This window comes from Streptomyces corchorusii, assembly GCF_001514055.1.
Taxonomy (GTDB): domain Bacteria; phylum Actinomycetota; class Actinomycetes; order Streptomycetales; family Streptomycetaceae; genus Streptomyces; species Streptomyces olivaceoviridis.
Genome location: NZ_KQ948354.1, coordinates 350615 through 375317 on the forward strand (window position 1 = coordinate 350615; position 24703 = coordinate 375317).

Annotated in this window: 19 protein-coding genes; 2 read left to right on the forward strand and 17 right to left on the reverse strand. The window is 73.7% G+C overall.

Annotated elements, in window-relative coordinates:
- Positions 1-240 precede the first annotated feature (240 nt).
- The 11 genes from AQJ11_RS11545 to purN form a co-directional block, all read right to left on the reverse strand.
- A complete protein-coding gene (locus tag AQJ11_RS11545) occupies positions 241-2436 on the reverse strand; it encodes an MMPL family transporter (RefSeq protein ID WP_059262962.1) in 2196 nt (731 codons plus the stop codon).
- A gap of 159 nt (positions 2437-2595) precedes the next feature.
- A complete protein-coding gene (locus AQJ11_RS11550; RefSeq protein WP_059262963.1) occupies positions 2596-3402 on the reverse strand; it encodes a 4'-phosphopantetheinyl transferase family protein in 807 nt (268 codons plus the stop codon).
- 2 nt (positions 3403-3404) lie between these two features.
- The gene (locus tag AQJ11_RS11555) at positions 3405-4565 is read right to left on the reverse strand and encodes an acyl-CoA dehydrogenase family protein (protein WP_059262964.1); all 1161 of its coding nucleotides are present in this window, start codon (positions 4563-4565) and stop codon (positions 3405-3407) included.
- Complete coding sequence (locus AQJ11_RS11560) at positions 4562-5290, reverse strand: hypothetical protein (RefSeq protein WP_059262965.1); 729 nt, start codon at positions 5288-5290, stop codon at positions 4562-4564. Before AQJ11_RS11560 ends, AQJ11_RS11555 begins: the two co-directional genes overlap by 4 nt.
- A gap of 7 nt (positions 5291-5297) precedes the next feature.
- A complete protein-coding gene (locus AQJ11_RS11565) occupies positions 5298-6176 on the reverse strand; it encodes a hypothetical protein (RefSeq protein WP_059262966.1) in 879 nt (292 codons plus the stop codon).
- Positions 6177-6178: 2 nt separating this feature from the next.
- Positions 6179-6448, reverse strand: a complete 270-nt coding sequence (locus tag AQJ11_RS11570; protein ID WP_014674481.1) for an acyl carrier protein — start codon at positions 6446-6448, stop codon at positions 6179-6181.
- Positions 6449-6475: 27 nt separating this feature from the next.
- Positions 6476-7759: a type III PLP-dependent enzyme gene (locus AQJ11_RS11575; RefSeq protein WP_059262967.1), complete on the reverse strand. Its 1284-nt coding sequence runs from the start codon at positions 7757-7759 to the stop codon at positions 6476-6478.
- Between the two features lie 2 nt (positions 7760-7761).
- On the reverse strand, positions 7762-9162 hold the full coding sequence (locus AQJ11_RS11580; protein WP_059262968.1) for a preATP grasp domain-containing protein: 1401 nt from the start codon (positions 9160-9162) through the stop codon (positions 7762-7764).
- Positions 9163-9242: 80 nt separating this feature from the next.
- Positions 9243-10184 (reverse strand): 3-oxoacyl-[acyl-carrier-protein] synthase III C-terminal domain-containing protein, encoded by a 942-nt coding sequence (locus AQJ11_RS11585; RefSeq protein WP_014674478.1) that lies wholly within the window; start codon positions 10182-10184, stop codon positions 9243-9245.
- A gap of 146 nt (positions 10185-10330) precedes the next feature.
- Complete coding sequence (purH, locus tag AQJ11_RS11590) at positions 10331-11893, reverse strand: bifunctional phosphoribosylaminoimidazolecarboxamide formyltransferase/IMP cyclohydrolase (RefSeq protein WP_014674477.1); 1563 nt, start codon at positions 11891-11893, stop codon at positions 10331-10333.
- The gene (gene purN, locus AQJ11_RS11595) at positions 11890-12528 is read right to left on the reverse strand and encodes a phosphoribosylglycinamide formyltransferase (RefSeq protein WP_014674476.1); all 639 of its coding nucleotides are present in this window, start codon (positions 12526-12528) and stop codon (positions 11890-11892) included. Before purN ends, purH begins: the two co-directional genes overlap by 4 nt.
- Positions 12529-12823: 295 nt before the next feature.
- Between purN and AQJ11_RS45615 the strand changes: the two genes are divergently transcribed.
- Positions 12824-13795, forward strand: coding sequence for a hypothetical protein (locus AQJ11_RS45615; protein WP_079082278.1), 972 nt, complete (start codon positions 12824-12826; stop codon positions 13793-13795).
- Positions 13796-13801: 6 nt separating this feature from the next.
- Here the strand turns inward: AQJ11_RS45615 and AQJ11_RS52375 are convergent, their stop codons facing one another.
- A complete protein-coding gene (locus AQJ11_RS52375; RefSeq protein ID WP_341846278.1) occupies positions 13802-15955 on the reverse strand; it encodes a cell division protein PerM in 2154 nt (717 codons plus the stop codon).
- Between the two features lie 96 nt (positions 15956-16051).
- On the opposite strand from AQJ11_RS52375, the gene AQJ11_RS11615 reads away from it, so the two are divergent.
- A complete protein-coding gene (locus tag AQJ11_RS11615; protein ID WP_059262971.1) occupies positions 16052-16927 on the forward strand; it encodes a SigE family RNA polymerase sigma factor in 876 nt (291 codons plus the stop codon).
- Positions 16928-17003: 76 nt separating this feature from the next.
- Here the strand turns inward: AQJ11_RS11615 and sucD are convergent, their stop codons facing one another.
- The 5 genes from sucD to AQJ11_RS11640 all read right to left on the reverse strand — a co-directional run bounded on the left by sucD (position 17004) and on the right by AQJ11_RS11640 (position 24616).
- On the reverse strand, positions 17004-17888 hold the full coding sequence (gene sucD, locus AQJ11_RS11620) for a succinate--CoA ligase subunit alpha (RefSeq protein WP_014674472.1): 885 nt from the start codon (positions 17886-17888) through the stop codon (positions 17004-17006).
- A 26-nt stretch (positions 17889-17914) separates the two neighbouring features.
- On the reverse strand, positions 17915-19093 hold the full coding sequence (gene sucC / locus AQJ11_RS11625) for an ADP-forming succinate--CoA ligase subunit beta (RefSeq protein ID WP_014674471.1): 1179 nt from the start codon (positions 19091-19093) through the stop codon (positions 17915-17917).
- 470 nt (positions 19094-19563) lie between these two features.
- Positions 19564-20676, reverse strand: coding sequence for a VWA domain-containing protein (locus AQJ11_RS11630; protein WP_059263097.1), 1113 nt, complete (start codon positions 20674-20676; stop codon positions 19564-19566).
- A 170-nt stretch (positions 20677-20846) separates the two neighbouring features.
- Positions 20847-23489: a DUF5682 family protein gene (locus AQJ11_RS11635; RefSeq protein ID WP_059262972.1), complete on the reverse strand. Its 2643-nt coding sequence runs from the start codon at positions 23487-23489 to the stop codon at positions 20847-20849.
- A complete protein-coding gene (locus AQJ11_RS11640) occupies positions 23486-24616 on the reverse strand; it encodes an ATP-binding protein (RefSeq protein WP_059262973.1) in 1131 nt (376 codons plus the stop codon). Before AQJ11_RS11640 ends, AQJ11_RS11635 begins: the two co-directional genes overlap by 4 nt.
- Positions 24617-24703 lie beyond the last annotated feature (87 nt).

Sequence of the window (24703 nt, forward strand, 5' to 3'; positions counted from 1 at the left end):
CCACTCCCCGTGATCGCCCCGCTTCCCCCGTCAGCGTCCGCCGGAAACACTTGGTCGGCTTGTTTCCGTCGAACGCGGGACCGAGTGTAGCGCCCTGGCAACCGAAGTCGCAGACAAAGAACTCCACCGCCGGAATTCACAGGCGAGCCCGGCCCGGACCACGTGAAACGGCCGGGGAGACGGAGTCACCCGTCTCCCCGGCCGTCCCGGGCCGTGGCGCTCACCGCCGAGCGCCCGGCCTCACGACACCGTGGCCCGCCCCGCCACCGTGGCCGGAACGCGCACCGGCCGTGTCTCGTCCTGGCGGGCCAGGCGCGAGGGCCACCAGGTCTTCCAGCCGAGCAGCGTCACCACCGACGGCAGGACGACGATCCGGATGAGCGTGGCGTCCAGCAGCACCGCGCAGGCCATGCCCACGCCCAGCTGCTTCATCTCGATGAAGTTGAGCGAGGCCAGCAGGGCGAACACGCAGACCATCACCACGGCCGCGCTCGTCACCACGCCGGCCGTGCGGGTGATGCCCTGCTCCACCGCCTCCCGGATGCCGAGCCCGCCGCGCGCCGCCTCCCTGATCCGGCTGATCACGAACACGTGGTAGTCCATCGACAGCCCCAGCAGGATCACGAACAGCAGCAACGGCAGCCAGGCCACCACCCGTCCGGTCGACTCGAAGCCCAGCAGACCCTCCGCCCAGGTCCGCTGGAAGATCAGCGCGAGCACCCCGAAGGAGGCCACGGCGGACAGCACGTTCAGCACCACGGTGATCGCGGCCAGCATCAGCGAGCGGAACGCCGCCGCCATCACCAGGAAGGTGAACACCAGCGCCACCAGCAGCACCCAGGGCATCTTGTCGACGACGTTCGCCCGGTAGTCCACGTCGTAGGCGACGTCGCTGCCGCCCACCGCGTACCGGGCGCCCTCGATCCGGCCCACCGTGGCCGGGGCGATGTCGTCGCGCAGCCGGAACAGGGACTCCTGCGCCTGCCGCGAACTGCTGTCGAAGCGCGTGCCGACGGCGATCGTCGCCACCCGCCCGTCCCGCGAGGTGCGCACCTCGGGGGCCGGGGTGTGCACGAACAGACCGTCGTGCCCGACGCGCGTGACGAGCGCGTCGATCCCCTCGGCCAGCTCCGCGCGGTGCCCCGCGGGCACCCGGACGACGACCGTGTGCGTGTCCGCCTGGCTCGGGAAGGACCGCGTCAGCCGCTCGTTGGCCTGCATCGCGGGGATCGACCGGGGCAGGTCGTCGATGCCGGTGGCCTTCAGCCGCAGGTCCAGGGCGGGCACGGACAGGGCGAGCAGCGCGCCGACGGAGAGGACCAGCGCCAGCGCCGGGTGGCGCAGGGCCGGCTTCAGCATCGCCGACCACAGCCGCGGCTTGACGCCGCCCTTCTGGGTGAGCCGCCACACCAGCGGCACCCGCGGCTTGTCCAGGTAGCGGCCGAACTTGGAGAGCATGGCCGGCAGCACGGTCAGCGAGGCGAGCATCGCGATGGCCACCACCAGCACCGCGCCCGTGGCCATCGACTCGAAGGCGATGTGCCCGGCGAGGTAGAGCGCGCCCATGGACGCCATCACGACCAGGCCCGAGATCATCACCGAGTGCCCGGAGGTGGCGGCGGCGATCTCGATGGCGTCGATGTGGTCGGCGCCCAACGCCCGTTCCTCGCGCTGCCGTTTGAGGTAGAAGAGCGAGTAGTCGACGCCGATGGCCATGCCCATCAGGACGATGATGTGGGTCACCGGACCGGGGTCGGGCACCAGCTGCGAGGCCACGCCCCACAGGCCGAGCCCGGCGAGCACCGAGGAGATGCCGAGCAGCACCGGGACGCTGGCGGCGACGATCGCCCCGAACACGAACACCATCACGACCAGCGTCACCGGCAGGCTCAGCACGGTGGCCTTGCCCAGGTCCCGGTCGAGCATGTCGTTCAGGCCCGCCTTGATGGAGCCGGCGCCGACGAGTTCGACGCGTACGTCGGTGTGCGCGTCGCGGACCTTCGCCACCTTCTGGAGCAGCGGCCCCACCCGGTCGGCCGCGGTCTCGGGGTCACCGGCCAGGGTCACGGGCACGAGCAGCGCCGACCCGTCCGGGGCGAAGACGGGCCGGCCGACGGCGGCGACGCCCTCGACGCCCTTCAGGGCGCTGACGGCCTCGCCCGAGGCGCGCTCGGCGGCAGCCTTGTCCAGGCTGCCCCGGTAGGGCGTGACCAGGATGTTCTCCACCGCGCGGCTCTCCAGGCCGCCGCTGCGCGCCAGGGCGGCGGCCCGCCCGGACTGCCCGATGGCCAGATCCGAGTCGGTGGCGGACCGGGTCCCCGTCATACCGCCGACCGCCAGGGCACCGAGCACGAACACCACCCAGAGCGTCATCGCCCACCACGGGTGGACGGCGCTCCACCGGGCGGCCCTGGTGATCAGGTTCCTGCCTGCCACGTCTGCTCTCCCCTCCTGGAAAGAAATACCCGGATCACGGGAAACGGCCGGGGTGTGGGCACCGCCCGGTACATTGGCGCGCTCCTCACTGACAGAAAACTAGTGAGGGCCCGGAGCGCGATCACGGGTACAAGTACTCCGATGTGGGGGGAGTTTCTTCTACTTGACACCCAACGTGTTCCACACGGAGCCGGATTGTTCCGGCGGGATGTGATACCACATCCGGAGTGAAACGGAAAAGGGACCGTCGCCGAGCAGGGCGACGGCCCCCGCATACGCACCGGTGAGCGGTACGTCCTGCACGCGCCAGGTCCCGGGAAGAGATCCCGTGGGATCGCGGACGGCGGCCTGCCCGGAGAACCGTCCCACGGGCAGCGCCATTCCCTGGGCGAGCCGTCCGCCGGCCGCTTTGACGCACGCCTCTTTCCTCGTCCACAACCGGGCGAAGGCACGCCGGCCGTCGCGTGCCACCCAGGCGCTCTCCTCGGCCGGGAAGAACCGCTCGGCCAGGCGCGCCGGGTCCAGTCCGGCACGCGGCCGTTCCACGTCGACGCCCACCGGCCGCGGCGCGAGGGCGAGCAGGGCCAGTTCACCGGAGTGGGACAGGCTGAAGTGCGGCCCGTCGCCCTGCGCGAGCCGCGGCTTTCCCCAGCGGCCCCGGGTGAGGCGCACCGATTCCGGGGCCCGGCCCAGCCGTTCCCCGAGGATGATCCGCAGGGCGGCGTGCGCGATGACGAAACGCCGCCGCATTCCCGGTTCCGTGCCCCGCCGGGCGCGTTCCTTCTCGGCGTCGTCCAGGATGTCCTCAAGTTCCGGCGGATATCCTTCCGGATCCGGCCAGGAGTCCAGCGGAATCCGCCAGATCTCCACCTCGTCGGCACCGGACGCGGATACCGGTGTGCCCCCGGCCGGTTCCGGGTTCACCGGTTCCGGCATGGTCAGTTCCGGCATGGTCAGTTCCGGCATGGTCAGTTCCGGCCCACCTTTCCGGTGTGGAGCCCCTGGAACAGGTTGAGTCTCTGGATGTTCCGGGTGCCTTCCATGAACTCCACGCCCCGGGCGTCCCGGGCCCATTTGTCGAGCAGCGGATGGTCGATGCGGGCGCCGGGGCCGAAGAAGCCCAGGGCGCGCAGCGTGACCTCCTCGGCGACCTCGCAGGCCCTGGCCTTCGCCGCCGACGCCAGATGGCCGGCGGAGGGCCTGCGGTCGACCGCGAGGGCCGCCCGGTACGTCAGCGACCGGGCCGCGTCGATCCGCCGGCCCAGCTCCTCGTACGCCTCCCGCTCCGGACCGCGCAACGACAGCCGGTGCTCGCCGACGTAGTCGTGGGCGGCCCGCGCGATGCCGAGGGCGATGGCGGCGACGCTCGGCCTAAGCCGGTTGAAGACGTGCACGATGCTCCACATGCCGCGCCGGGTCGGCGGCAGATGCGTGCCCAGCACCCGCTCGGCCGGCACCCGCACCCCGTCGAACCGGATCCGGGTGAGCTGGGCGCCGCGCAGCCCAACCGTGGGCAGCGGCTCGGCGTGGAAGCCGGGGTCGGAGGTGTCGACCAGCACCGCCAGCACGCCCAGCCGCTCGGTGCCCGCGACCCGGGCGAAGACGGCGCCCAGGTCGGCGCGGGCGGCGTTGCCGACGTAGCGCTTCTCGCCGTCCAGGACGTACGAGCCGTCGCCCACCGGGGTGAGGGTGCTCGTCATCTCGCCGATGGCCGAGCCCCGTTCGGGCTCGGTCAGCGCGAAGCAGGTCCAGCGGGGACGCTCGGCGAGCCGGCCGTGGACCCACGCGCGCTGCTCGGGGGAGCCCAGCACGCCGAGCAGCACCCCGCACATCGACGCACCCGGTGACGCCAGCATCATCCCGGCGTCGCCGCGGGCCAGTTCCTCGCTCACCAGCACCCGCTCCAGGGTGGCCAGCCCGTGCGCGGGCCCGCTGCCGGGGGCCGCGCTCTCCCGGTCCCAGTCGGCCGGCACCTGGTGGCCGGCGAGGAACCGCACGGCGGGCAGGTCCAGGTGGCGGTGGATGGCGTCCGGGTCCCGGTCCAGCTCCAGGGCGCCCTGCCGGAGGTCGTCGGCCCAGCGGCTCACCTCCCGGTGTGCCGTGGCCAGCGAGGCGGGCAGGCTGATCACGCGTCCTCCCGTGCGGTGCCGGGGCCGGCCGTGCCGTAGGCGTCGGCGAGCAGTTCGGAGGCGTGGGCGGCGGCGCCCGGGCCCTCCGCGGTGAAGCCGTGGGCGCCGAGCAGCCGCAGCAGCGCGCGGTCGACGCGGGTGATCTGCTCCTGGAGACCGGCGAGGTGCCGCTCGTCGTCGGCGGGCCGCAGCGGGCCGAGGGGCCCGGTCCGGCCGGTGGCGAGGTCGTCGAGGACGCCCTCGATCTCCAGGTGTTCCAGCAGGACGTCGGCGAGCGTGCCCTTCACCATCTGCTGCATCAGCAGCGAGGTGCCCTCGCTCTGCCGGGCCGCCAGGTGCGCCAGGCAGGCGTCCCGCAGCCGCTCGGACATGCCGAGCCGCAGCCAGGCCAGGGCCCACCCCCATGCGGGCGGGGCGGCCTCGGCCGCCCGGCCGGGCACGGGCCGCAGCACGGCGAGCCCCGGGAGCGGTCCCGAGTCGTCGGCACCGTTCGTTCCGGCGGGGCTTGCCGCCTCCGGGCGCGCGCCCTCCCGCGTGGCCGCCTCCTCCGCCGCGAACTCCTCCAGGAGTTCCCTCGGCAGCACCGCGTGACCGCGCGGGCCGCGGGGCGGCACCTTCGGGGACAGGGCGCGGACCAGCAGGGTCAGCGCGGGGACCAGGCCGTCCGTGCGCGCGCTCGTCCGGGCCTGCTCGCCGTGCTCCCGCACCTCGGGCGGAACCGTCATCGTCGTCTCACTCCCCCGTCGTCGTCCGCCCCGGCACCCCGAGGTCGAGCGTGCAGTGCGCCAGCACCGCGCGTTGCGGATCGTGCTCGGCCACGACCACCCGGGCCGGTCCGCCGCCCGCGAGGCCGGCCAGCACCGACCACACCGCCGTGGCCGGCTGCCCGGTGCCGGCCCAGGTCGCCCAGGGCCACACCCCCGGCACGGCGGTGCGCACCCCGGCGCCCGCCACCAGCGGCAGCTCCGCGTCCCACGGCACCGCGGCCCCGGGCGCCGGCCAGGGCCGCTGCCCCACGCCGTGCACCGGGTCCGCGCCGCCGCCCCACTCGAACAGCAGCGCCACCGCCACGTCCGCGCGGACGGCCGCGGGATGGTCCGCCGGCAGCGCGAACGGCTGGCTGCTCTGGTCGACGGCCAGCACCAGCAGCCGCCGGAAGGCTTGGCGCCGGGCGTACTCCAGCGCCACCCGCAGCGCGCTGAAGGGGGCCAGCATGCCCTGGTCGGACACGCCGAACGTCAGCGGCTCGCCGGGCAGCATGCCCTGCACACAGGACCCGACCAGCTCGGCGTGCTCGAAGTCCGGGGCGGCCGAGGCCACCACGGCCACCTCGGGTGCCTCCTCGGCGGACAGCGGCCCCAGTCCGGCGAGCGCGCCCCGGGCCAGCTCCACGGAGGTGCGGCGGGGCGCGGCGGCGAACCCGGCACGGTCGAACGGCATCCCGTGCGGGGCGCCGAGCTGCCGGAAGAACTCCTCCCGGTCGGCGGCCGGCACGTACGGCGTGCCGGGCCCGGCGGGCGCGTACCGGCCGGCCCGCAGCAGCCGCGGCATACCGCCCGCGGCACCGGTCGCCGGGGCCGGAGGCCGTACCGGCGCGGTCGCGCGGAACATGCTCAGGCGCCCGCTTCCGCCGCCACGAAGTCGGCGAGCGAACCGACCGTCTCGAAGTGCGTCATCTCCAGTTCCTCGGCGTCGAACTGCACGTCGAGGATCTCCTCGATGGTGATGAGCAGTTCGAGCGCGCTGCTGGAGTCCAGGCCCAGCTCGTCGAAGAGCCGGACGCCCTCCTCGGCGCCGGTGACGTCCTTGTTCAGCACCTCGGTCAGGCCCTGCCGGACGGCGTCCAGGTACCGGCCGCGCTCGGTGAGGGTGTTCTCGGTCATGTCGTTCTCCTTGTGGTGGTGGGGAGTTCAGTGGGCGCCGGGACCGGCGTCGTAGAGCCGCTGGCGGGCGAGCATCGCCTCGCTGTCGTCGCGTTCCCGGATCAGATGGGCGGTGCCGTCCAGGACGAGGACCTCGGCCGGGTAGCCGTGGCTGAGGAAGTGCACCGGCGAGGCGGTCGGGCCGTAGGCGCCGGAGCGCTGCACGCCGATCAGGTCGCCGGCGCGCAGCGGCGGCATGGGCACCTTCTTGCCGATGACGTCGTTCGGGGTGCACAGCGGCCCGGTGATGTTCCACGGGTCGGTGGGCTGCTCGTCCAGCCGTTCCAGCGCGGCCATCGGGAAGTTGCGCTTGACGTACGAGCCGATGCCGACCGCCGCCATGTGGTGGTTGGTGCCGCCGTCGGTGACCGCGAAGTTCTCGCCCATCGAGGTCTTCGTGTAGCGGACCCGGGTGACGTAGGTGCCGGACGCGGCGACCAGGAACCGGCCCAGCTCCATGATCATGCGGGTGTCGGGGTGCCGGGTGCGGAAGGCCTCCACGACCGGGTTGAGCCGGGTGGTCAGCTCGGCGACGTCCAGGTCCTTCTCGTTGTCGAAGTAGGCGATGCCGAGGCCGCCGCCGACGTCCACGGTCTGGAGCGGGAAGCCGATCCGCTGCGCGAGCCGCTCGGCGAGGTCGAGGATGCGCCGGGTGTTGTCCACGACGATGTCCTCGCCGAGGATGCGCGTGCCCAGGTACACCTGGACGCCCATGAGGCGTACGGCGTCGTACCGGGCGGCGAGGCCGGGGCCCGCGGCGAGGAGCTGCTCCTCGTCCATGCCGAACTGGCGGGGCTTGCCGCCCATCGTCAGGCCCGAACCCTTCACGGAGAAGGCCGGGTTGACGCGCAGCATCACCCGCGCGGTGACGCCCCGCTCGCGGGCCGCCCGGTCGATGAGCGCGAGTTCGTCCAGGTTCTCGCAGACGATGGCGTGGATGTCCGCGTCCAGGCAGGCGGCCAGCTCGGCGGCGCTCTTGCCGGGGCCGAGGAAGATGATGTCGTGCGGGGCCACCCCGGCACGCCGGGCGGTGACCAGCTCGGTGAGCGAGGACACCTCGGCGCGGGCGCCGCTGCGGTGCAGCAGGGCGCACACGGAGATGTTGGGGTTGGCCTTCAGGGAGTAGAAGACCTCCAGGGCGGGGTGCAGGCGCGCGCGCAGGTCCCGGAAGCGGCCGGTGATCTCCGCGCCGTCGTACACGTACAGCGGGGTGCCGAACTCCTCGGCGAGCCGGCTGACGCTCAGGCCCTGCACCTCGAAGGCGTCGCTCATGGTCAGCTCCGTTCCGTCAGGGCCGCGAGGCGGCGGGTGATGTCCGTTTCGAGGGCCTCGATCTCCGTGTCGGAGGCGGCGAGGAGCACGCCGTACAGCCGTCCCTCGAAGCCGTTCTCGCCGGCGTCGGCGGCTGCGGCGTTGACCGTGGCGTAGTTGTTGACGAACAGGCCGTGCGGGCGTCCGCCGGGCTGGGTGAGCAGCGTCGGTCCGAGCAGCTCGCGCAGTTCGGCGAAGGGCAGCGGGCGGCGCGGGCGCACGGTGAAGTGGCGGGCGACGGCGACGTCGTCCGGCCCGGCCAGGACCTCGTGCACCACGGCCTGGTAGGTGGACATGTTGTTCCGGGCGTTGATCTCCACCACGGGGTAGAGGCCCTCGTCCGGGTCGACCATCGCGTCGACGCCGACGACCCCGAAGTAGCCGTCCGCGGCGAGGCGTTCGCCGAGCCGGTGCGCGGTCCCGCGGATCTGCGCCACCTGCCGCTCGGTGAGCCGCGCGGGCATGCGGTGGCCCTTGTGGACCCCGCCCTCGGTGAGCAGTTCCTTGACGAAGTCGAAGTGCACGGCGCCGTCGCGGCCCACGGTGAACTGGTAGTTGAGGTCGGCCCGCTTGGCCACCCACTCCTCGATGACCAGCGCGGTGCGTACGGCGGTGCCGGCGGCCCGTGCGGTGCGCTCGGCCTGGGCGGCGGCCATGCGGTGCAGCCGGGCCAGCGTCCGCTCGCTGTCCACCACGACGATGCCCTTGCCGGACACCCCGAACGCGTCCTTGACCACGACCCGGTGCCCGGCGGCGAGCAGGTCGCCGGCCGCGGCGACCGCCGCCGCCAGCTCCTCCGGGGTCTCGCAGGCCCAGCCGCGCGCCTGCCGGATGCCCAGCTCGTCGGCGAGCCGGCGGCTGTAGACCTTGCTGTTGACGTGTTTGCAGCGGTCGGCGGGCGGGGCCGCGAGCCGCAGCCCGGTCCGCTCGGACAGCTCCTCCTCCACCGTGGAGATGCCGTGGGCGGTCAGCCGGGCGCCGTCGGCGGCGAGCGTGGTGAGGGTGCGCAGCAGGGCCGGGTCGGCGAGGGCGTCCTCGCCGACCGTGCGCCGGGGTTCCTGCCCGGCGGCCACGTGCACGGTGGGCAGGGCGAGGCCGAGCCCCTCCAGGTAGGCGCGGTAACCGTCGTCCACGGCGGTCTTCAGCACCACGTGGTCGTCCTTGCCGCCGAGCAGCAGCGCGAACTCGTCCATGCGGTTGACGACGGCGCTGCCCGCGTGCGCGGCGACCCGGGGCAGGGCGGGCTCGCCGAGGGCCCACTGGTTCTCCACCTCGAAGTTCCCGAAGAACACCAGCGGGGTGCCCGCGTCACCGGTGACGGCACGCTTGAGCCGGCCGGTGAAACCGGGGGGCGGTGATTGCATATCGACCTCTTGACTCTCTCGGGTGCGCACGGGCCGGCGGGGCCGCGCGGGCGCACCGGGTTCGGCGCGGGCTCGCGGGCTCAGTGCTCGAAGACCATGGCGGCGAAGGTCGCGCCCAGGCCGACACTGGTCATCAGATAGCGGTCGCCGGGGCGCAGCCGGCCGACCTCGGTGGCTCTCTGCAAGTTGATGAAGGGATCGGCGCAGAAGCAGTGCCCGGTGTGCGGCACCAGGTCGAGGAAGACGCGCTCCAGGGGCAGCCCGAGGGTGCGGCACACGCCGATCCAGGACAGCCGGTTGACGTTGTGCGGCAGGACGAGGGCCAGCTCGTCGAGGGTGCAGCCGGCCTCCTCCAGGGCCGCGGCGATGACCTCGCACAGGCCGGGCCCGTACCGGTCCTGGAAGTCGGCGGCGGCCTCGGCGCCCATGATGAACTCGGTGCCGAACCGGCTGTGGGTGCGGGCGGCGTAGCCGAGCATCCGGTTGCGTCCGGTGCGGTCGGCGCTGACCAGCAGCGCGGCGGTGCCCTCGCCCATGACGGTGACGTCGGGGATGGACTGGTTGTGGCCGGTGCCGGCCTTCTCGCCGGTCAGGACGAGGGCGAGGGCGTCCGGGTCGGGGTCGGCGGCGAGCAGGGTGCCGGCCAGGTCGACGGCGAGCAGACCCGAGGCGCAGGCGTGCTGGGAGACGACGAACGCGGTGGCGTGGCGCAGCCCCAGTTCGTCCTGGACCGGGCCGAGCGAGGTCAGCGGGTACGGCAGCGGGGCGGGCATGGTGCGCGCCTGGAGCACGTACCTGACCCGCTCCTCCTGCCCGCGCAGCTCCGCCAGTTTGGCCACGGCGCGCAGCAGCAGCCGCGTCTCGTCGGCCTGCGGGTCGCGGCACACGTCCGACAGCCCGTAGAAGCGCTGGTAACGCCGCAACTGGACGTCCGTCAGCCCGAGTTCGCGGTGGAACCGGGCGATCGGGATGGTGTCGGGAAGGCAGCTGGAGACTGCCACGATCGACGTCATGCCCACCACCCTCGCGTCCACCGCTGACGATGGACTGAAACATTGCTGACCGTTGCGGGCGGCCGGCGAGGGCGTGCCGGACGGGTGGCGTCCGGATACGGCCGAGTCCCGCCCGTCGGGGACGGGCGGGACTCGGCGGGGTCAGCGGGTGCGGCTCAGTGGAAGAAGTGGCGCGTCCCGGTGAAGTACATGGTCACGCCCGCCTTCTTGGCGGCCTCCACGACCTGCTCGTCCCGGATCGAACCGCCCGGCTGGACGATCGCCCGGACACCGGCGTCGATGAGGATCTGCGGGCCGTCCGGGAAGGGGAAGAAGGCGTCGGAGGCGGCGTAGGCGCCCCGGGCCCGCTCTTCGCCGGCCCGCTCGACGGCCAGCTTGCAGGAGTCGACGCGGTTGACCTGGCCCATGCCGACGCCGACCGAGGCGCCGTCCTTGGCCAGCAGGATCGCGTTGGACTTCACCGCACGGCACGCCTTCCAGGCGAAGGCGAGCTGGGCCAGCTCGTCCTCGTCCAAGGCCTCGCCCGAGGCCAGCGTCCAGTGGGCCGGGTCGTCGCCCTCGGCCTGGAGCCGGTCGGCGACCTGGAGCAGCGCGCCGCCGTCGATCGGCTTGACCTCGACCGGGTGGGCCGGGCCGTCGGCGCAGCGCAGCACGCGGATGTTCTTCTTCTTGGTGAGGGCCTCCAGCGCGCCCTCCTCGTAGTCCGGCGCCACGATGACCTCGGTGAAGATCTCCGCGACCTGCTCGGCCATCTCCTTGCTGACCGGCCGGTTCACGGCGATGACACCGCCGAACGCGGACAGCGGGTCGCAGGCGTGCGCCTTGCGGTGCGCCTCGGCGACGTCCGCGCCGACCGCGATGCCGCACGGGTTGGCGTGCTTGATGATCGCGACACAGGGCTCGGCGTGGTCGTACGCGGCACGGCGGGCGGCGTCCGTGTCCGTGTAGTTGTTGTACGACATCTCCTTGCCGTGCAGCTGCTCGGCCGCCGCGAGCCCGCCCTCGCCGGAGGTGTAGAGGGCGGCGGGCTGGTGCGGGTTCTCGCCGTAGCGCAGGGTGTGCGCGCGCTCCAGGCTGGAGGCGATGAAGTCCGGGAACTGCGAGTCGTCGGCCGGCGCGTAGGAGGAGGCGAACCAGGTGGAGACGGCGATGTCGTACTCGGCGGTGTGCCGGAAGGCCTCGGCGGCCAGCCGCTTGCGGGCGGCGAGGTCGAAGCCGCCGTCCTTCACCGCGGCGAGGACGTCGGCGTACCGCTCCGGGCTGGTGACCACGGCCACCGACGGGTGGTTCTTGGCGGCGGCGCGGACCATGGACGGGCCGCCGATGTCGATCTGCTCCACGCACTCGTCGTCCGAGGCACCGGAGGCGACCGTCTCGCGGAACGGGTAGAGGTTGACGACGACCAGGTCGAACGGCTCCACGCCCAGCTCGGCGAGCTGCTCGCGGTGGCTGTCCAGCCGCAGGTCGGCGAGGATGCCGGCGTGCACCTTCGGGTGCAGGGTCTTCACCCGGCCGTCCAGGCACTCGGGGAAGCCGGTCAGCTCCTCGACCTTGGTGACGGGGACGCCGGCGGCGGCGATCCGCCCGGCCGTCGACCCGGTGGAGACCAGCTCCACACCGGCCTCGTGCAGCCCGCGGGCCAGCTCCTCCAGGCCGGTCTTGTCATAGACGCTGACGAGCGCGCGACGGATGGCCCGCTTGTTGCTCTCGGCGGTCACTGGATAACTACCTTTCGTCCCTCGATGCGATAGCCGTTGCGGGCGAGCCGCCCCACGACCTCGACGAGCAGCCTTCGCTCGACTTCCTTGATGCGCTCGTGCAGCGCGCTCTCGTCGTCCTCGTCCCGGATCTCGACCACGCCCTGGGCGATGATCGGGCCGGTGTCGACGCCGTCGTCGACGAAGTGGACGGTGCAGCCGGTGACCCTGGCGCCGTACGCGAGCGCGTCACGGACTCCGTGGGCCCCGGGAAAACTGGGCAGCAGGGCCGGGTGGGTGTTCACGAACCGCCCGCCGAACCGCGCGAGGAACTCCTTGCCGACGATCTTCATGAAGCCGGCGGAGACGACGAGGTCGGGCCGGTGGGCGGCCACCGCCTCGGCGAGGGCGGCGTCCCACTCCTCGCGGGAGCCGTGGTCCTTGACCTTGCACACGAAGGTGGGGATGCCGGCGCGTTCTGCGCGGGCCAGCCCCTCGATGCCGGTGCGGTCCGCGCCGACGGCCACGACCCGGGCGCCGTACGCCTCGGCGCCGACGGCGGCGATCTCGTCCAGCAGCGCCTGGAGATTGGTGCCGGAGCCGGAGACCAGCACGACGAGGCGCTTGACTGCCGGGCCGGCGGTGGTGGCGGCCACGATGGGGCCCTTTCTGCGGTTGCGATCCGTGTACGGCCGGTTTCGTACGGCTGGTTTGTACAGTCGTACGAATGCTTCACGCCCCCGGATACGGGGAAGTCTACGAAGCGGCCGACCGCCAGCAACGATACCGGCACTCGGGAAGGGGCCCTCGGGACGGGTGGACGGCCGGACGGTAGCGTTCGCAAGGAGACACGAAGGAGCAGCCTCGGGAACCGGGTCGTCGTGCGGTGCGTTCACGGGGTGGAAGCTCATGTCGGACAGCCGTAGCCACCTAGGGGAAGACGCTCTTTTGATGCCCGCTCGCAGCCTGCGACTCCTCACGTTCCCGCCGCGCCCGGCCCAGGGGGGCGAGCGTGGCGCCGCACTGCTGCGGGAGCGCCCGACCTCGCCGCCCACGCAGTCGCCGCGGGGTGGTTCCGGCCAAGGGGGCGCCGGGCAGGGCGGCTCGGGACACGGTGGTTCGGGACAGGGCGGTTCTGGGCACGGCGGCTCCGGGCACGGCGTCTCCGGGGCGGGTGGTGAGCGGCAGGACGACAACCCGTTCGCGCCACCGCCGGAGGGTGCTCCGGACCAGCCGTGGCGCCCGCGCCATCACGGGGATCCGTCCGGCACGGGGCACGGACATGGGCAGGGGCACGGTCAGGGCCACGGTCCGGGGCCGGGCCACGCTCCCGGGCAGGGGCCTGATGGTGGGCAGGGACCTGGTGGTGGTCAGGGGCCTGGCGGCCACTCTCCTTGGGGCAGTCAGTGGAGTGACCGGCAGCCCGGCCGCTCCCCCGACGGCTTCGGCCAGCGCCCGGGCGGCGGCCCGCAGGGCCCCGGCGGACCGGCCGGCCCCGGTATGCGCTGGGACCCGGCGGACCCGGCCCAGCGCCGCGCGCGGTACGCCCTGCTCTCCGGCATGTGGGCGGTCTTCTTCGCCCTGTTCAGCTGGCCCTACGTAGCCCTGCTGCTGGGCGCGCTCGCCCTGTACTGGGGCATCAGCGCCCTGCGCGCCACGCCGCGCCGTCCGTCCCCGGACGCCCCGGCAGCCCCCGGCGCCCCTGCGGCCCCGGCCGGCCGGCCGCAGACGACGGCGGCCGTCAGCGGCCTGGTCACAGCGGGCCTGGCCCTGGTCCTGGTGGCCTCCACCTTCACCGTCCAGCTCGTCTACCGCGACTACTACACCTGCGTCAACGACGCCCTCACCCATGAGGCCAAGCAGTCCTGCGACACCCTGCTGCCCCGTGAGCTGCGGGGCGTGCTGGGCACGCAGAACAGCTGAGGCCCCTCACCCGGAGGAGCCCGCTCGGGGGCCGGGGCCGGGGTCCGCGCTGAGGTAGGGGCGGGACTCGGGGCGCCGGTCGGCGTCCGGCTCCGGCTGAGGCTCGGCGTGCGTCCCAGGGTGCCTCTCGGGGGGCGTCTCGGTGTGGGGCTCCGTGTGGGGGCGGGGTGCGGTGTCGGGGGCGGCGCCCTCGCGGTCGTTCCCGCGGGCGTTCCCCCGGTCGGTCTCGCGGGTGTTCTCCCGGGTTCCTGCCGCCTGCTTCGGGGCCGCCCGGCGGGAGGCGCGGGCGACGTCGCCGGGCCGGCCCGCGGCGAACGGCTCGGGGACCGGATTCCGAACCGGCGCGGGGACCGGAGTCGGGTACGAGGTCGGGAACGCGTCATCGGCGGGAAGGACCTCGTACCGGTCCTCCTCCTCCGCTCCGGTCGCACCGGTCACCGCCCCCGCCCCCGTCCGAGCGGCCGTACCCCCCTTGCCGTCCTGGCTGCGGCCCCACCCCTTGGGCCTGCCCGCCGCGCCCCCGCTTCCCGTACCGCCGGGCCCGCCCTCGCCGCGCCCGGCTTCCCCGGCCGCCCTGCCCGTGTCCCGGCCCGTGACCGCCGCCACCACGGCGTCTTCCACAGCCCCCGTCCCCACTCCGTCTCCCGCCCGCCCCGCCGTCACCGCGGCCGTCGCCGTCACCACCCCGGCACCGTCGCTCCCCGCGGCCGTCAAAGTCACCACCGCGACACCACCGTTCGCCCCGGCCGCCGGCGTCGCCGCCCCCTTGCCGCCCTGTGCCCCCTTCAGGCCCGTGGCCCCCGTCTCCGTGCCCTGGGCCGGGGGGCCGTCGGGGCGCCGCAGCCAGGTGCGCAGCCGCCAGGCCCGGGCGATCAGGGCCACCGGCAGCGCGAACACCAGCGTCCAGGCCCCGGCCGCGCCCCCGGTCCGCCACCACGGCGGGCCGAGGCGGGACAGCGCACCGACGCCCAGGGGACCGCCCGCCAGCGCGGCGAGCAGGGCGAGGGCCGCCGCGCAGACCAGTGCCGTCAGCAGCACCACCCCGGCGGTGCGGCCGGCCGACCAGCGGGCCCGGGGTGGTCCCCCGGCCTCCGTCCGGCGTACGGCCGCCCGCGCCACGAACCACCCCGCCGTCATCCCGGCCACCGCCGGCACCACCCCCGCCGCCCAGTGCCCCGGCGCACCGGCGCCCGGCTCCGGCACCGCGGCCAGCAGCGGGAACGGCGGCAGCAGCGGCGCCGGGTCGGAGGCGAGCGGGCGGACCAGGTGTCCGGCGCCGAGGAGGAAGCCGGGGCCGAGCGCGTAGGAGGCGGCCCAGACGGCCGCGTTGGGGATCAGCGCGATGCCGAGCAGCAGTACGGCGAACCGGCCCGTCCAGCCCTGTGTGAGCTGGAGGAAGGAGGCCCGCGCGGGCTCGCCGTGCCACACCAGTGACACCCCGACCAGCAGCGCGCCGCCCCCGAACAGCACCGTCGTCGCGGCACCGGCGGCGCGTACGGCCGCGCTCAGCCGCGCCCACTCGTCCGTGCCGAACAGCAGCCGCCGCACCGGCCCCGGCACCACCACCAGCGCGCTCAGCACCGGTTCGCGCGGGCGGCCGTACGCCGACCACACCCCGGCACCGGCCGCGCCCGCCGCGACCAGCGGCAGACACAGCGTCACCCAGATCCACCCCGGGCGCAGTTCACCCCGGGCGCAGTACAGCGCCGCGGCGACGCCGACACCCAGATAGCCGAGGACCACGCCCGTCCACGCCGTACGCGCCGGCACCGGTGGCGGGCCGTCCGGTTCTACGGGCGCGTCGGTGGCGTCCCGCGCCGCCCGGTACAGCAGCCACAGCGGCAGGGCGAGCAGCAGCAGCGGGGTGAGGCCGACGGGCATGGGCGCGCCGGAGAGCGTGCCGGTGCGGGTCAGTTCCACACCGTGCGCCAGCAGCCACAGGGCGGCGGCGATGTGCAGCGCGCCGTCCGGCCCGCTGTCCGGATAGGGCGAGCTGACCCACAGGATCATCACGAGCACGGCGAACGAGGCGAGGCCCAGTCCGGCCGCGACGGCACCGCCCAGCAGGCTCGCGCCGAGTCCGGGTGAGCGGTCGCGCATCCGGTTGACCACGGGCGACATCGAGGAGCGGCGAACGGTCGTCTGGATCACGCTGGCCATGCTCCCAACGACACGCGCTTTCCCGTCGTAACAGGCGAACCTCCGAAGTGTCGCTCAATATACGTTTATGTTCTTTTTCGTACAGAAGGGTGCATCGTGACGACACAGAGCCCCGAGTCGACGGCCCCTCAGAACCCTTCGCCCGCGGCGCGCCTGACGACCGGACAGACGCCCTCGCTGACCCCCGCTCAGGCCTTCGACGCGCTGTACGCCTTCTGCGCCCCCGCCCTCGTGCGCCAGACCTATCTGCTCACCGGGCGCCGCGAACTGGCCCGCGAATCCGTGGAGCGGGCCTTCCAGCTCGCCTGGCAGCGCTGGCCCGAGGTGGCCCGGGACCGCGACCCGGCCGGCTGGGTGCGGGCGGTCGCGTACGACTGCGCGCTCTCCCCCTGGCACCGCTTCCGCCCCCGCTACCGCTCCCCGGAACCCCCGCCCGCCGACCCGGCCGACCGGGCCCTGCTGAACGCCCTGCTCGGGCTCCCGGCGTCGTACCGGCGCACGCTCGTGCTGTACGACGGTGTGGGCCTCGACCTGCCGGAGACGGCGGCGGAGACGGAGGCGAGCACACCGGCCGCCGCGAACCGGCTGATCCACGCCCGGGAGGCGGTGGCCGCGCTGCTGCCGGAACTGGCCGATCCGGAAACGCTGCACCGCCGCATGCTCGAACTGTCCTCCAGGGAGCGGCTCCGCGCGGAGAGGTCGACGACGGTGCGGACCGGCTCCGAACGGCGGAACGTCTTCTGGACCCGCGCGGCCATCGCCTTCACCGTGACGATCATCGGCGCGACGACGCTCACGCTCCGCACCGCGCCGACGCGCTACGAGGCCCCGGTCGCACCCGCCCGGGCGGTGCAGGGCGTTCCCCCGCCTGCCGGCCTGGGCCCGCTCTCCCGGCAGGAGCAGGAACTGCGGACGAAGCTCCACCGGTCGGAGGCGAGCGGACCGGAGAGACTGGCACCGGAGCCGAAGTGAGCGGTGGCGCTCCAGGAAACGCCGGTAGGCCCGCCCCGGCGGGGGAACGGGCCTACCGACTGTGGAAAGGGGGAGGTCAGGCGCTCAGGATCTCCCGGGCCAGCTTCGCCGTCTCGGTCGGGGTCTTGCCGACCTTGACGCCCGCGGCCTCCAGGGCCTCCTTCTTCGCCTGGGCGGTACCGGACGAGCCGGAGACGATGGCGCCGGCGTGGCCCATGGTCTTGCCCTCGGGCGCGGTGAAGCCCGCGACGTAACCGACGACCGGCTTGGTCACGTTCTCCTTGATGAACGCGGCCGCGCGCTCCTCGGCGTCGCCACCGATCTCACCGATCATCACGATCAGGTCGGTGTCGGGGTCGTCCTGGAACGCGGCCAGGGCGTCGATGTGCGTGGTGCCGATGATCGGGTCGCCACCGATGCCGACGGCGGTGGAGAAGCCGATGTCGCGCAGCTCGTACATCATCTGGTACGTCAGCGTGCCGGACTTCGACACCAGGCCGATGCGGCCCGGCTTGGTGATGTCGCCCGGGATGATGCCGACGTTCGACTGGCCCGGGGTGATGATGCCGGGGCAGTTCGGGCCGATGATCCGGGTCTTGTTGCCCTTCTTGCCGGCGTACGCCCAGAAGGCGGCCGTGTCGTGCACGGCGATGCCCTCGGTGATCACGACGGCCAGCGGGATCTCGGCGTCGATGGCCTCGACGACCGCGTCCTTGGTGAACTTCTCCGGCACGAAGATGACGGAGACGTTGGCGCCGGTCTTCTCGACGGCCTCCTTGACGGTGCCGAAGACGGGTACCTCGGTGCCGTCGAAGTCCACGGTCTGACCCGCCTTGCGCGGGTTCACGCCGCCCACGACGTTCGTGCCGTCACCGAGCATGAGCTTGGTGTGCTTCATGCCGGTGGCGCCGGTCATGCCCTGGACGATGACCTTGCTGTCCTTGTTGAGCCAGATAGCCATGGTGGTTTGAGTCCTCGTCCTCGTGCTTACTTGGCGGCGGCCAGCTCGGCGGCCTTGTCGGCCGCGCCGTCCATGGTGTCGACGCGCTGCACCAGCGGGTGGTTGGCGTCCGTGAGGATCTTCCGGCCCAGCTCGGCGTTGTTGCCGTCGAGGCGGACGACGAGCGGCTTCTCGACCTTCTCGCCGCGGTCCTCCAGGAGCTTCAGGGCCTGCACGATGCCGTTGGCGACCTCGTCGCAGGCGGTGATGCCACCGAAGACGTTCACGAAGACGGACTTGACGTCCGGGTCGCCCAGGATGATCTCCAGGCCGTTCGCCATCACCTGGGCGGAGGCACCGCCGCCGATGTCCAGGAAGTTGGCGGGCTTGACGCCACCGTGCTTCTCACCGGCGTACGCGACGACGTCCAGGGTGCTCATGACGAGACCGGCGCCGTTGCCGATGATGCCGACCTCACCGTCGAGCTTGACGTAGTTGAGGTTCTTCTCCTTGGCGGCGGCCTCCAGCGGGTTGGCCGCGGCCTTGTCGTGGAGCGCCTCGTACTCGGGGTGACGGAACTCGGCGTTGTCGTCGAGCGACACCTTGCCGTCGAGCGCGATGACCTCACCGGAGGCGACCTTCGCGAGCGGGTTGACCTCGACGAGGAGGGCGTCCGACTTGAGGAAGGTGTCCCACAGCTTGATCAGGACGTTGACGACCTTGTCCGCGACCTCGGCCGGGAACTTGGCGGCCTCCACGATCTCGCGGGCCTTGGCCTCGTCCACACCGTCGATCGGGTCGATCGGGGTCTTGGCGACGGCCTCCGGACGGGTGGCCGCCACCTCCTCGATCTCCATGCCGCCCTCGACGGACGCGATGGACAGGAAGGTGCGGTTGGCACGGTCGAGGAGGAAGGAGACGTAGTACTCCTCGACGATCTCCGGAGCGGTCTCGGCGATCATGACCTTGTGGACCGTGTGGCCCTTGATGTCCATGCCGAGGATGTCCGTCGCGCGGGCGACGGCCTCGTCCGGGGAGGCGGCCAGCTTGACGCCGCCGGCCTTGCCGCGACCACCGACCTTCACCTGCGCCTTGACGACGGACTTGCCGCCGAGCCGCTCGGTGATCTCGCGCGCCGCCTCAGGCGTGTCGATGACTTCACCGGCCAGCACCGGTACATCGTGCTTGGCGAAGAGGTCCCTCGCCTGGTACTCGAACAGGTCCACGCGCTTCCGTCCCTATCAGTGATCTCGCGGTTCGTTGGATGCGTGGGCGTGCCGCGAAGGGCAACGTGACGTCCGCTGTCACTAGGGAAGCGCACACGGTGTCCGAGCGCGCGGCATGTCCGTCTCGCAGGTTATCGCTGCTTGCGGGGGCCCTCTAAATCGCGGGTCACACCTGAGCGGTGATACCTGTCACATGATGCCGGTTTCCCTGGCACAGCGTGCCGCCTCCGCGTGCGGTACGGGCGTTGTGCGAGGCCTCACCGGGCTGGGGTTGACCCGGTGAGACCCCCTGGCGGCCCCGGGTCGCCCCGGGGCCGGGGCGCTTGATCCCCACCCCAATGGGGACCACGCACCCCGTCCGCGAGGCTCCGCCCGGACGAGCCGACGGCTTTCGGCCACCCGGGCCGGCCACCCCGCGGAGCTGTGCGCGCCACCCACTCCGGATACCGGGTGCCCCCTCGGGCCCGGTGTCACGCCGTCTCCGGTATCGGCAGGGGCCGTTTCTCCAGTGCGGCGGCCATCACCTCGGGGAACAGGTCGGGCGTGCAGGCGAACGCCGGTGCGCCGAGCGCGGCCAGCGCCGCCGCGTGGTCGCGGTCGTACGCGGGCGCCCCCTCGTCCGACAGCGCGAGCAGCGCCACGAACTGCGTCCCCGACGCCTTCATCGCCGCGACCCGCTTGAGCATCTCCTGGCGGATACCGCCCTCGAAGAGATCGCTGATCAGCACGACGACGGTCTCGGCCGGCCGGGTGATCTGCGCCTGGCAGTAGGCGAGCGCCCGGTTGATGTCGGTACCGCCGCCGAGCTGGGTGCCGAAGAGCACGTCGACCGGGTCGTCCAGTTGGTCGGTGAGATCGACGACCGCCGTGTCGAAGACGACCAGCCGGGTGCTGAGCGACCGCATCGAGGCGAGGACCGCGCCGAACACCGACGCGTACACCACGGACGACGCCATCGACCCGGACTGGTCGATGCAGAGCACGACCTCCTTCTTCACCGACCGCGCGGCCCGCCCGTAGCCGATGAGCCGCTCCGGCACGACCGTGCGGTGCTCGGGCAGATAGTGCTTGAGGTTGGCCGCGACGGTGCGGTTCCAGTCGATGTCGTGGTGGCGCGGGCGGGTGACGCGGGCACTGCGGTCCAGGGCGCCGGTGAGGGTGGCCCGGGTTCGGGTGGCGAGCCGCTTCTCCAGGTCCTCCACCACCTTGCGCACGACCGCGCGGGCCGTCTCCCGGGTCGTCTCCGGCATCGCCTTGTGCAGCGAGAGCAACGTGCCGACCAGGTGCACGTCCGCCTCCACCGCCTCCAGCATCTCCGGCTCCAGCAGCAGGGAGGCGAGGCCGAGGCGGTCGATCGCGTCGCGCTGCATGACCTGGACGACGGAGGACGGGAAGTAGCGGCGGATGTCCCCGAGCCAGCGCGCCACGGACGGTGCCGAGGCACCGAGCCCCGCCGAGCGGTCCCGGCCCGTCTGCGGCTTGTCGCCCCTGCCATAGAGCGCGGCCAGCGTGCCGTCCATCGCCGCGTCCCGCCCGGACAGCGCGTACCCGGTGCCGTCGGCCTGGTCCCCGCCGAGCACCATCCGCCACCGCCGCAGCCGCTCCCGCGCGGGGTCCACGTCCGCGGCCGACACCGTTGACCCGGCCGCGGCTGCGATCGCGGCGGCCGAGCTGTCCGTCGTGGCCGTCCTGTCCGGCGGGGCTGACCTGCCTGACCTGCCTGACCTGCTGCTCGTCCTGTCCGCCCTGTCCGTCATGCGCCCACCCCCGTGAGGCTGTCGTCGTGCGTGGAATCGGGTGCCGTCTCGTGTGTCGCTTCGCGCGCCGCACTGGGTGGAGGGGTGTGCGCCGGGGCGGGCACCGTGTCGAGGCGCGTGTCCAGGCCGAGCAGCAGCCGCAGGACCGGGACCACGGCATCGGCACGTCCGGTGTCCGGTTCGGCGGCGAAGCCGGGGAGGGTGGCTCCCTGGGCGGTGTCCCCGCCGGGCCGGCCGCCGGGGCCGCGCCGGACCAGTTCGCCGAGGGTTCTGCGCACCCCCGGCTCGTACGCCGCGAAGGTGCGCCGCAGCAGCGGCAGTACGTCCGTGAAGGCGTCCGCCGGAACCCCGGTCAGCCAGGTGTCCAGCAGGGCGAGCAGCCGCTCGTCGTGCACGAGCAGCAGGCCGCCCCCGCCACCGGCGAAGCCCTCCACCCAGGCGGCGGCAGCGGCGGGAGGCGTGCCCGGCGACAGCGCGAGCCCCATCAGCCGGGCCGCCTCCTCGGGTGCCAGCGCCCCGTCGTCCAGCAACAGCCGCACGGCCCGGCCCCGGATGACACCGGGCGCGGTGTCCCGCAGGGCCAGCACCCGCAACACGGCCCGCCAGCGCCCCCGCAGCCCACCGCCTCCGGCAGCAGCACCCGCACCCTCGCCGACCGCCCCGGCGGTCGCGGCCGCACCGATGCCGTTGCCGCACCCTGCCGGAGCCGCACCGGTGCCGTTCCCGCCTTCCGTGGGGCCGGCGGCGCCCCCGTCGGCCGTCCCCGCGGACACCCCGGTCAGGCTCTCCGTCAGGAGCCCCACCGCCGTGTGCACGGCGTCCACGTGGCCGCGCATCTCCTCCGCCGCGTCGGTGTCGAGTGCGACGCAGGCCGGGGGCAGGCCGACGAAGACGCGTTCGGCGAGGCCCGCCGCGACCTCGGCCAGCGCGCCGGTGTCGGTGCCGCGCACGTCGCCGTAGCGCAGCGAGCGGACCAGGGCGGGCAGGGCCTGGGCGAGATGGCCGACGTCGGTGTCCAGGGCCGCCCGGTCGGCGAGCACCCGCATGACCACGGGCAGCGCGTCCGGCAGCCCGGCCAGCAGGCACTGCTCGGCGAGCGCGGTGACCTCGGCGAGTGCCCGCGCCGCCGTCGCGTCCGCCTCCGCCTTGGCCCGTGCCGCCGCGTGGACGGTCGTCCCCCACACGCCCGCCTCGGCGACCCGCACCGACAGCTCGGGCTCCCAGCGCAGCCGCCACGTCTCCCGGAACGTGCCCGTGCTCCCCCGGGACCGGGCCGGCTCGCCCCAGCCGACGCCGAGCAGCCGCAGCCGGTGCAGCAACCTGCTACGGCCGGCGTCGGTGTCCCCGCGCAGATCCAGCTCCAGCTCGCGCTCCAGCGCCTCGGGTTTCAGTCGCAGCGACCGCTGCTGCCGGGCCAGGTCGCGCTGCAACGGCACCGCGGGCGCCGACTCCGGGACCTCGCCCAGGACGTCCCCGACCACCAGCCGGTCGTGCACCAGCGCCAGCGGTACGTCCGAGCCGTCGCACAGCACCGCCCGCACCGCGTCGGTCGTCTCGCCCAGGCCGGGCAGCGGGCGGCCCCGCAGCACGGCCAGGGTCTCCGCGAGCCGTACGGCCTCGATGACGTGCGCGGAGGACACGATCCGGTCCTCCTCGCGCAGCAGCCGGGCCACCTTGGTCAACCACCGCTCGACCGGCCGGTCGGGCGCGTGGAACAGGTGCCCGTACCAACCGGGCGAGTCGATGCCGGCGCCGTAGCCGCCGGACCGGGCCAGCCTGCGGTGGGTCCACGGCACCCAGGTCAGGTCGGTCCTGGTCCGGGGCAGCCCCTTGAGCAGTGCCCGGTCGGCGGTGACGGTGGTCCGCTCGCGCAGCGCGGGCACGTGCCAGGCCCCGCAGACCACGGCCACGGCGTCCCCGAACTCCTTGCGCGCGTCCCGCAGCCGGAGCCGCATGTGTGCCTCGCGGACGAGGTCCCGGCGTCCGCCGGCGCCGTACCGCTCGCGCAGCGCTCCCATGGCCTCCGCCACCGCCGCGAACGGCGCGAAGGGGTCACGGGCGCCCGGCCCCCGGTGTTCCACGACGTCCTCCCACCAGCGCTCGGGATCGTCGTACCCGGCTGCCTCGGCGAGCACGGCGAGCGGGTCGACACGGACCTGCTCACCGTGACCGGAGCCGGGATCGGGTGCGGGCCCGGACTCCCCGGCGTCGTCACCGTCGTCGTCGCCCTCGTCGCCGCCGTCGCCGTCGTCGCCGCCGTCGTGACGGGACTCGTCCGCTTCCTTCTGCCACGCCAGCGTGTGCGTGGCCGGCAGGTCGATGAAGCGGGCCGGGACGCCCTGCTCCAGGGCCCACCGCAGGGCCACCCACTCGGGGCTGAACTCGGCGAACGGCCAGAAGGCCGAGCGGCCGGGTTCGTCCACGGCGTGGGCGAGCAGGGCGACCGGGGGCCGCAGGCCCGGGTCGGCGGCCAGCGGGATCAGCGCGTCGGCCTCGGGCGGGCCCTCGATCAGCACGGCGGCCGGCCGGGCGGCGTCCAGCGCGGTCCGCACCGCGCGCGCGGATCCGGGCCCGTGGTGCCGTACCCCGAGCAGCAGCGGCCCGGAGGCGTACGCCGTCCCCCCGCCGGTACCGGTCATGCGCTCACCTCCCGGCAGGCGCGGTAGAAGTCGGTCCAGCCCTCGCGCTCGCGGACGACCGTCTCCAGGTACTCCTGCCAGACGACCCGGTCGGCCGCCGGGTCCCGGACGACGGCGCCGAGGATGCCGGCGGCGACGTCTCCCGGCCGCAGCACGCCGTCGCCGAAGTGGGTGGCGAGCGCGAGGCCGTTCGTGACGACGGAGATCGCCTCCGCCGTGGACAGCGTGCCGCTGGGCGACTTCAGCTTCGTCCGGCCGTCGGCGGTGATGCCGTCGCGCAGCTCGCGGAAGACGGTGACGACCCGGCGGATCTCCTCGATCCCGTCGGGCGCGGCCGGCAGGTCGAGGGAGCGGCCGAGCTGCTCGACCCGGCGGGTGACGATGTCGACCTCGGCGTCGGCGCTCTCCGGCAGCGGCAGCACGACGGTGTTGAAGCGGCGGCGCAGGGCGCTGGAGAGGTCGTTGACCCCGCGGTCGCGGTCGTTGGCGGTGGCGATGAGGTTGAAACCGCGGACCGCCTGGACCTCTTGGCCCAGCTCGGGGATGGGCAGGGTCTTCTCGGACAGGATCGTGATGAGCGTGTCCTGCACGTCGGCCGGGATGCGGGTCAGCTCCTCCACCCGGGCCGTCATGCCCTCGGCCATGGCCCGCATGACGGGGCTGGGCACGAGCGCGTCGCGGCTCGGGCCGTGCGCGAGGAGCTGCGCGTAGTTCCAGCCGTACCGGATCGCCTCCTCCGGGGTGCCGGCCGTGCCCTGCACCAGCAGCGTCGAGTCCCCGCTCACGGCGGCGGCCAGGTGTTCCGACACCCAGGTCTTGGCGGTGCCGGGCACCCCGAGCAGGAGCAGGGCGCGGTCGGTGGCGAGCGTGGTGACGGCGACCTCGACGATGCGGCGCGGGCCCACGTACTTGGGTGTGATCACCGTGCCGTCCGGCAGGGTGCCGCCGAGCAGGTACGTCGCCACCGCCCACGGCGACAGCTTCCAGCGGGCCGGGCGCGGGCGGTCGTCCTGGGCGGCGAGCGCGGCGAGTTCGGCCGCGAAGGCGTGCTCGGCGTGCGGTCGCAGCGCCTGCGCGGTCTCGTCGCGGTCGGGTGTGGCGGTCGTCGGTTCCACGGACACAGACATGGCTGAGGCCCCCTCCAGCTCGGCCGGTTCGGATCTGCCATCCACCGTGCACCACGCCACTGACAATCGCTCTGACCAGCACAAACG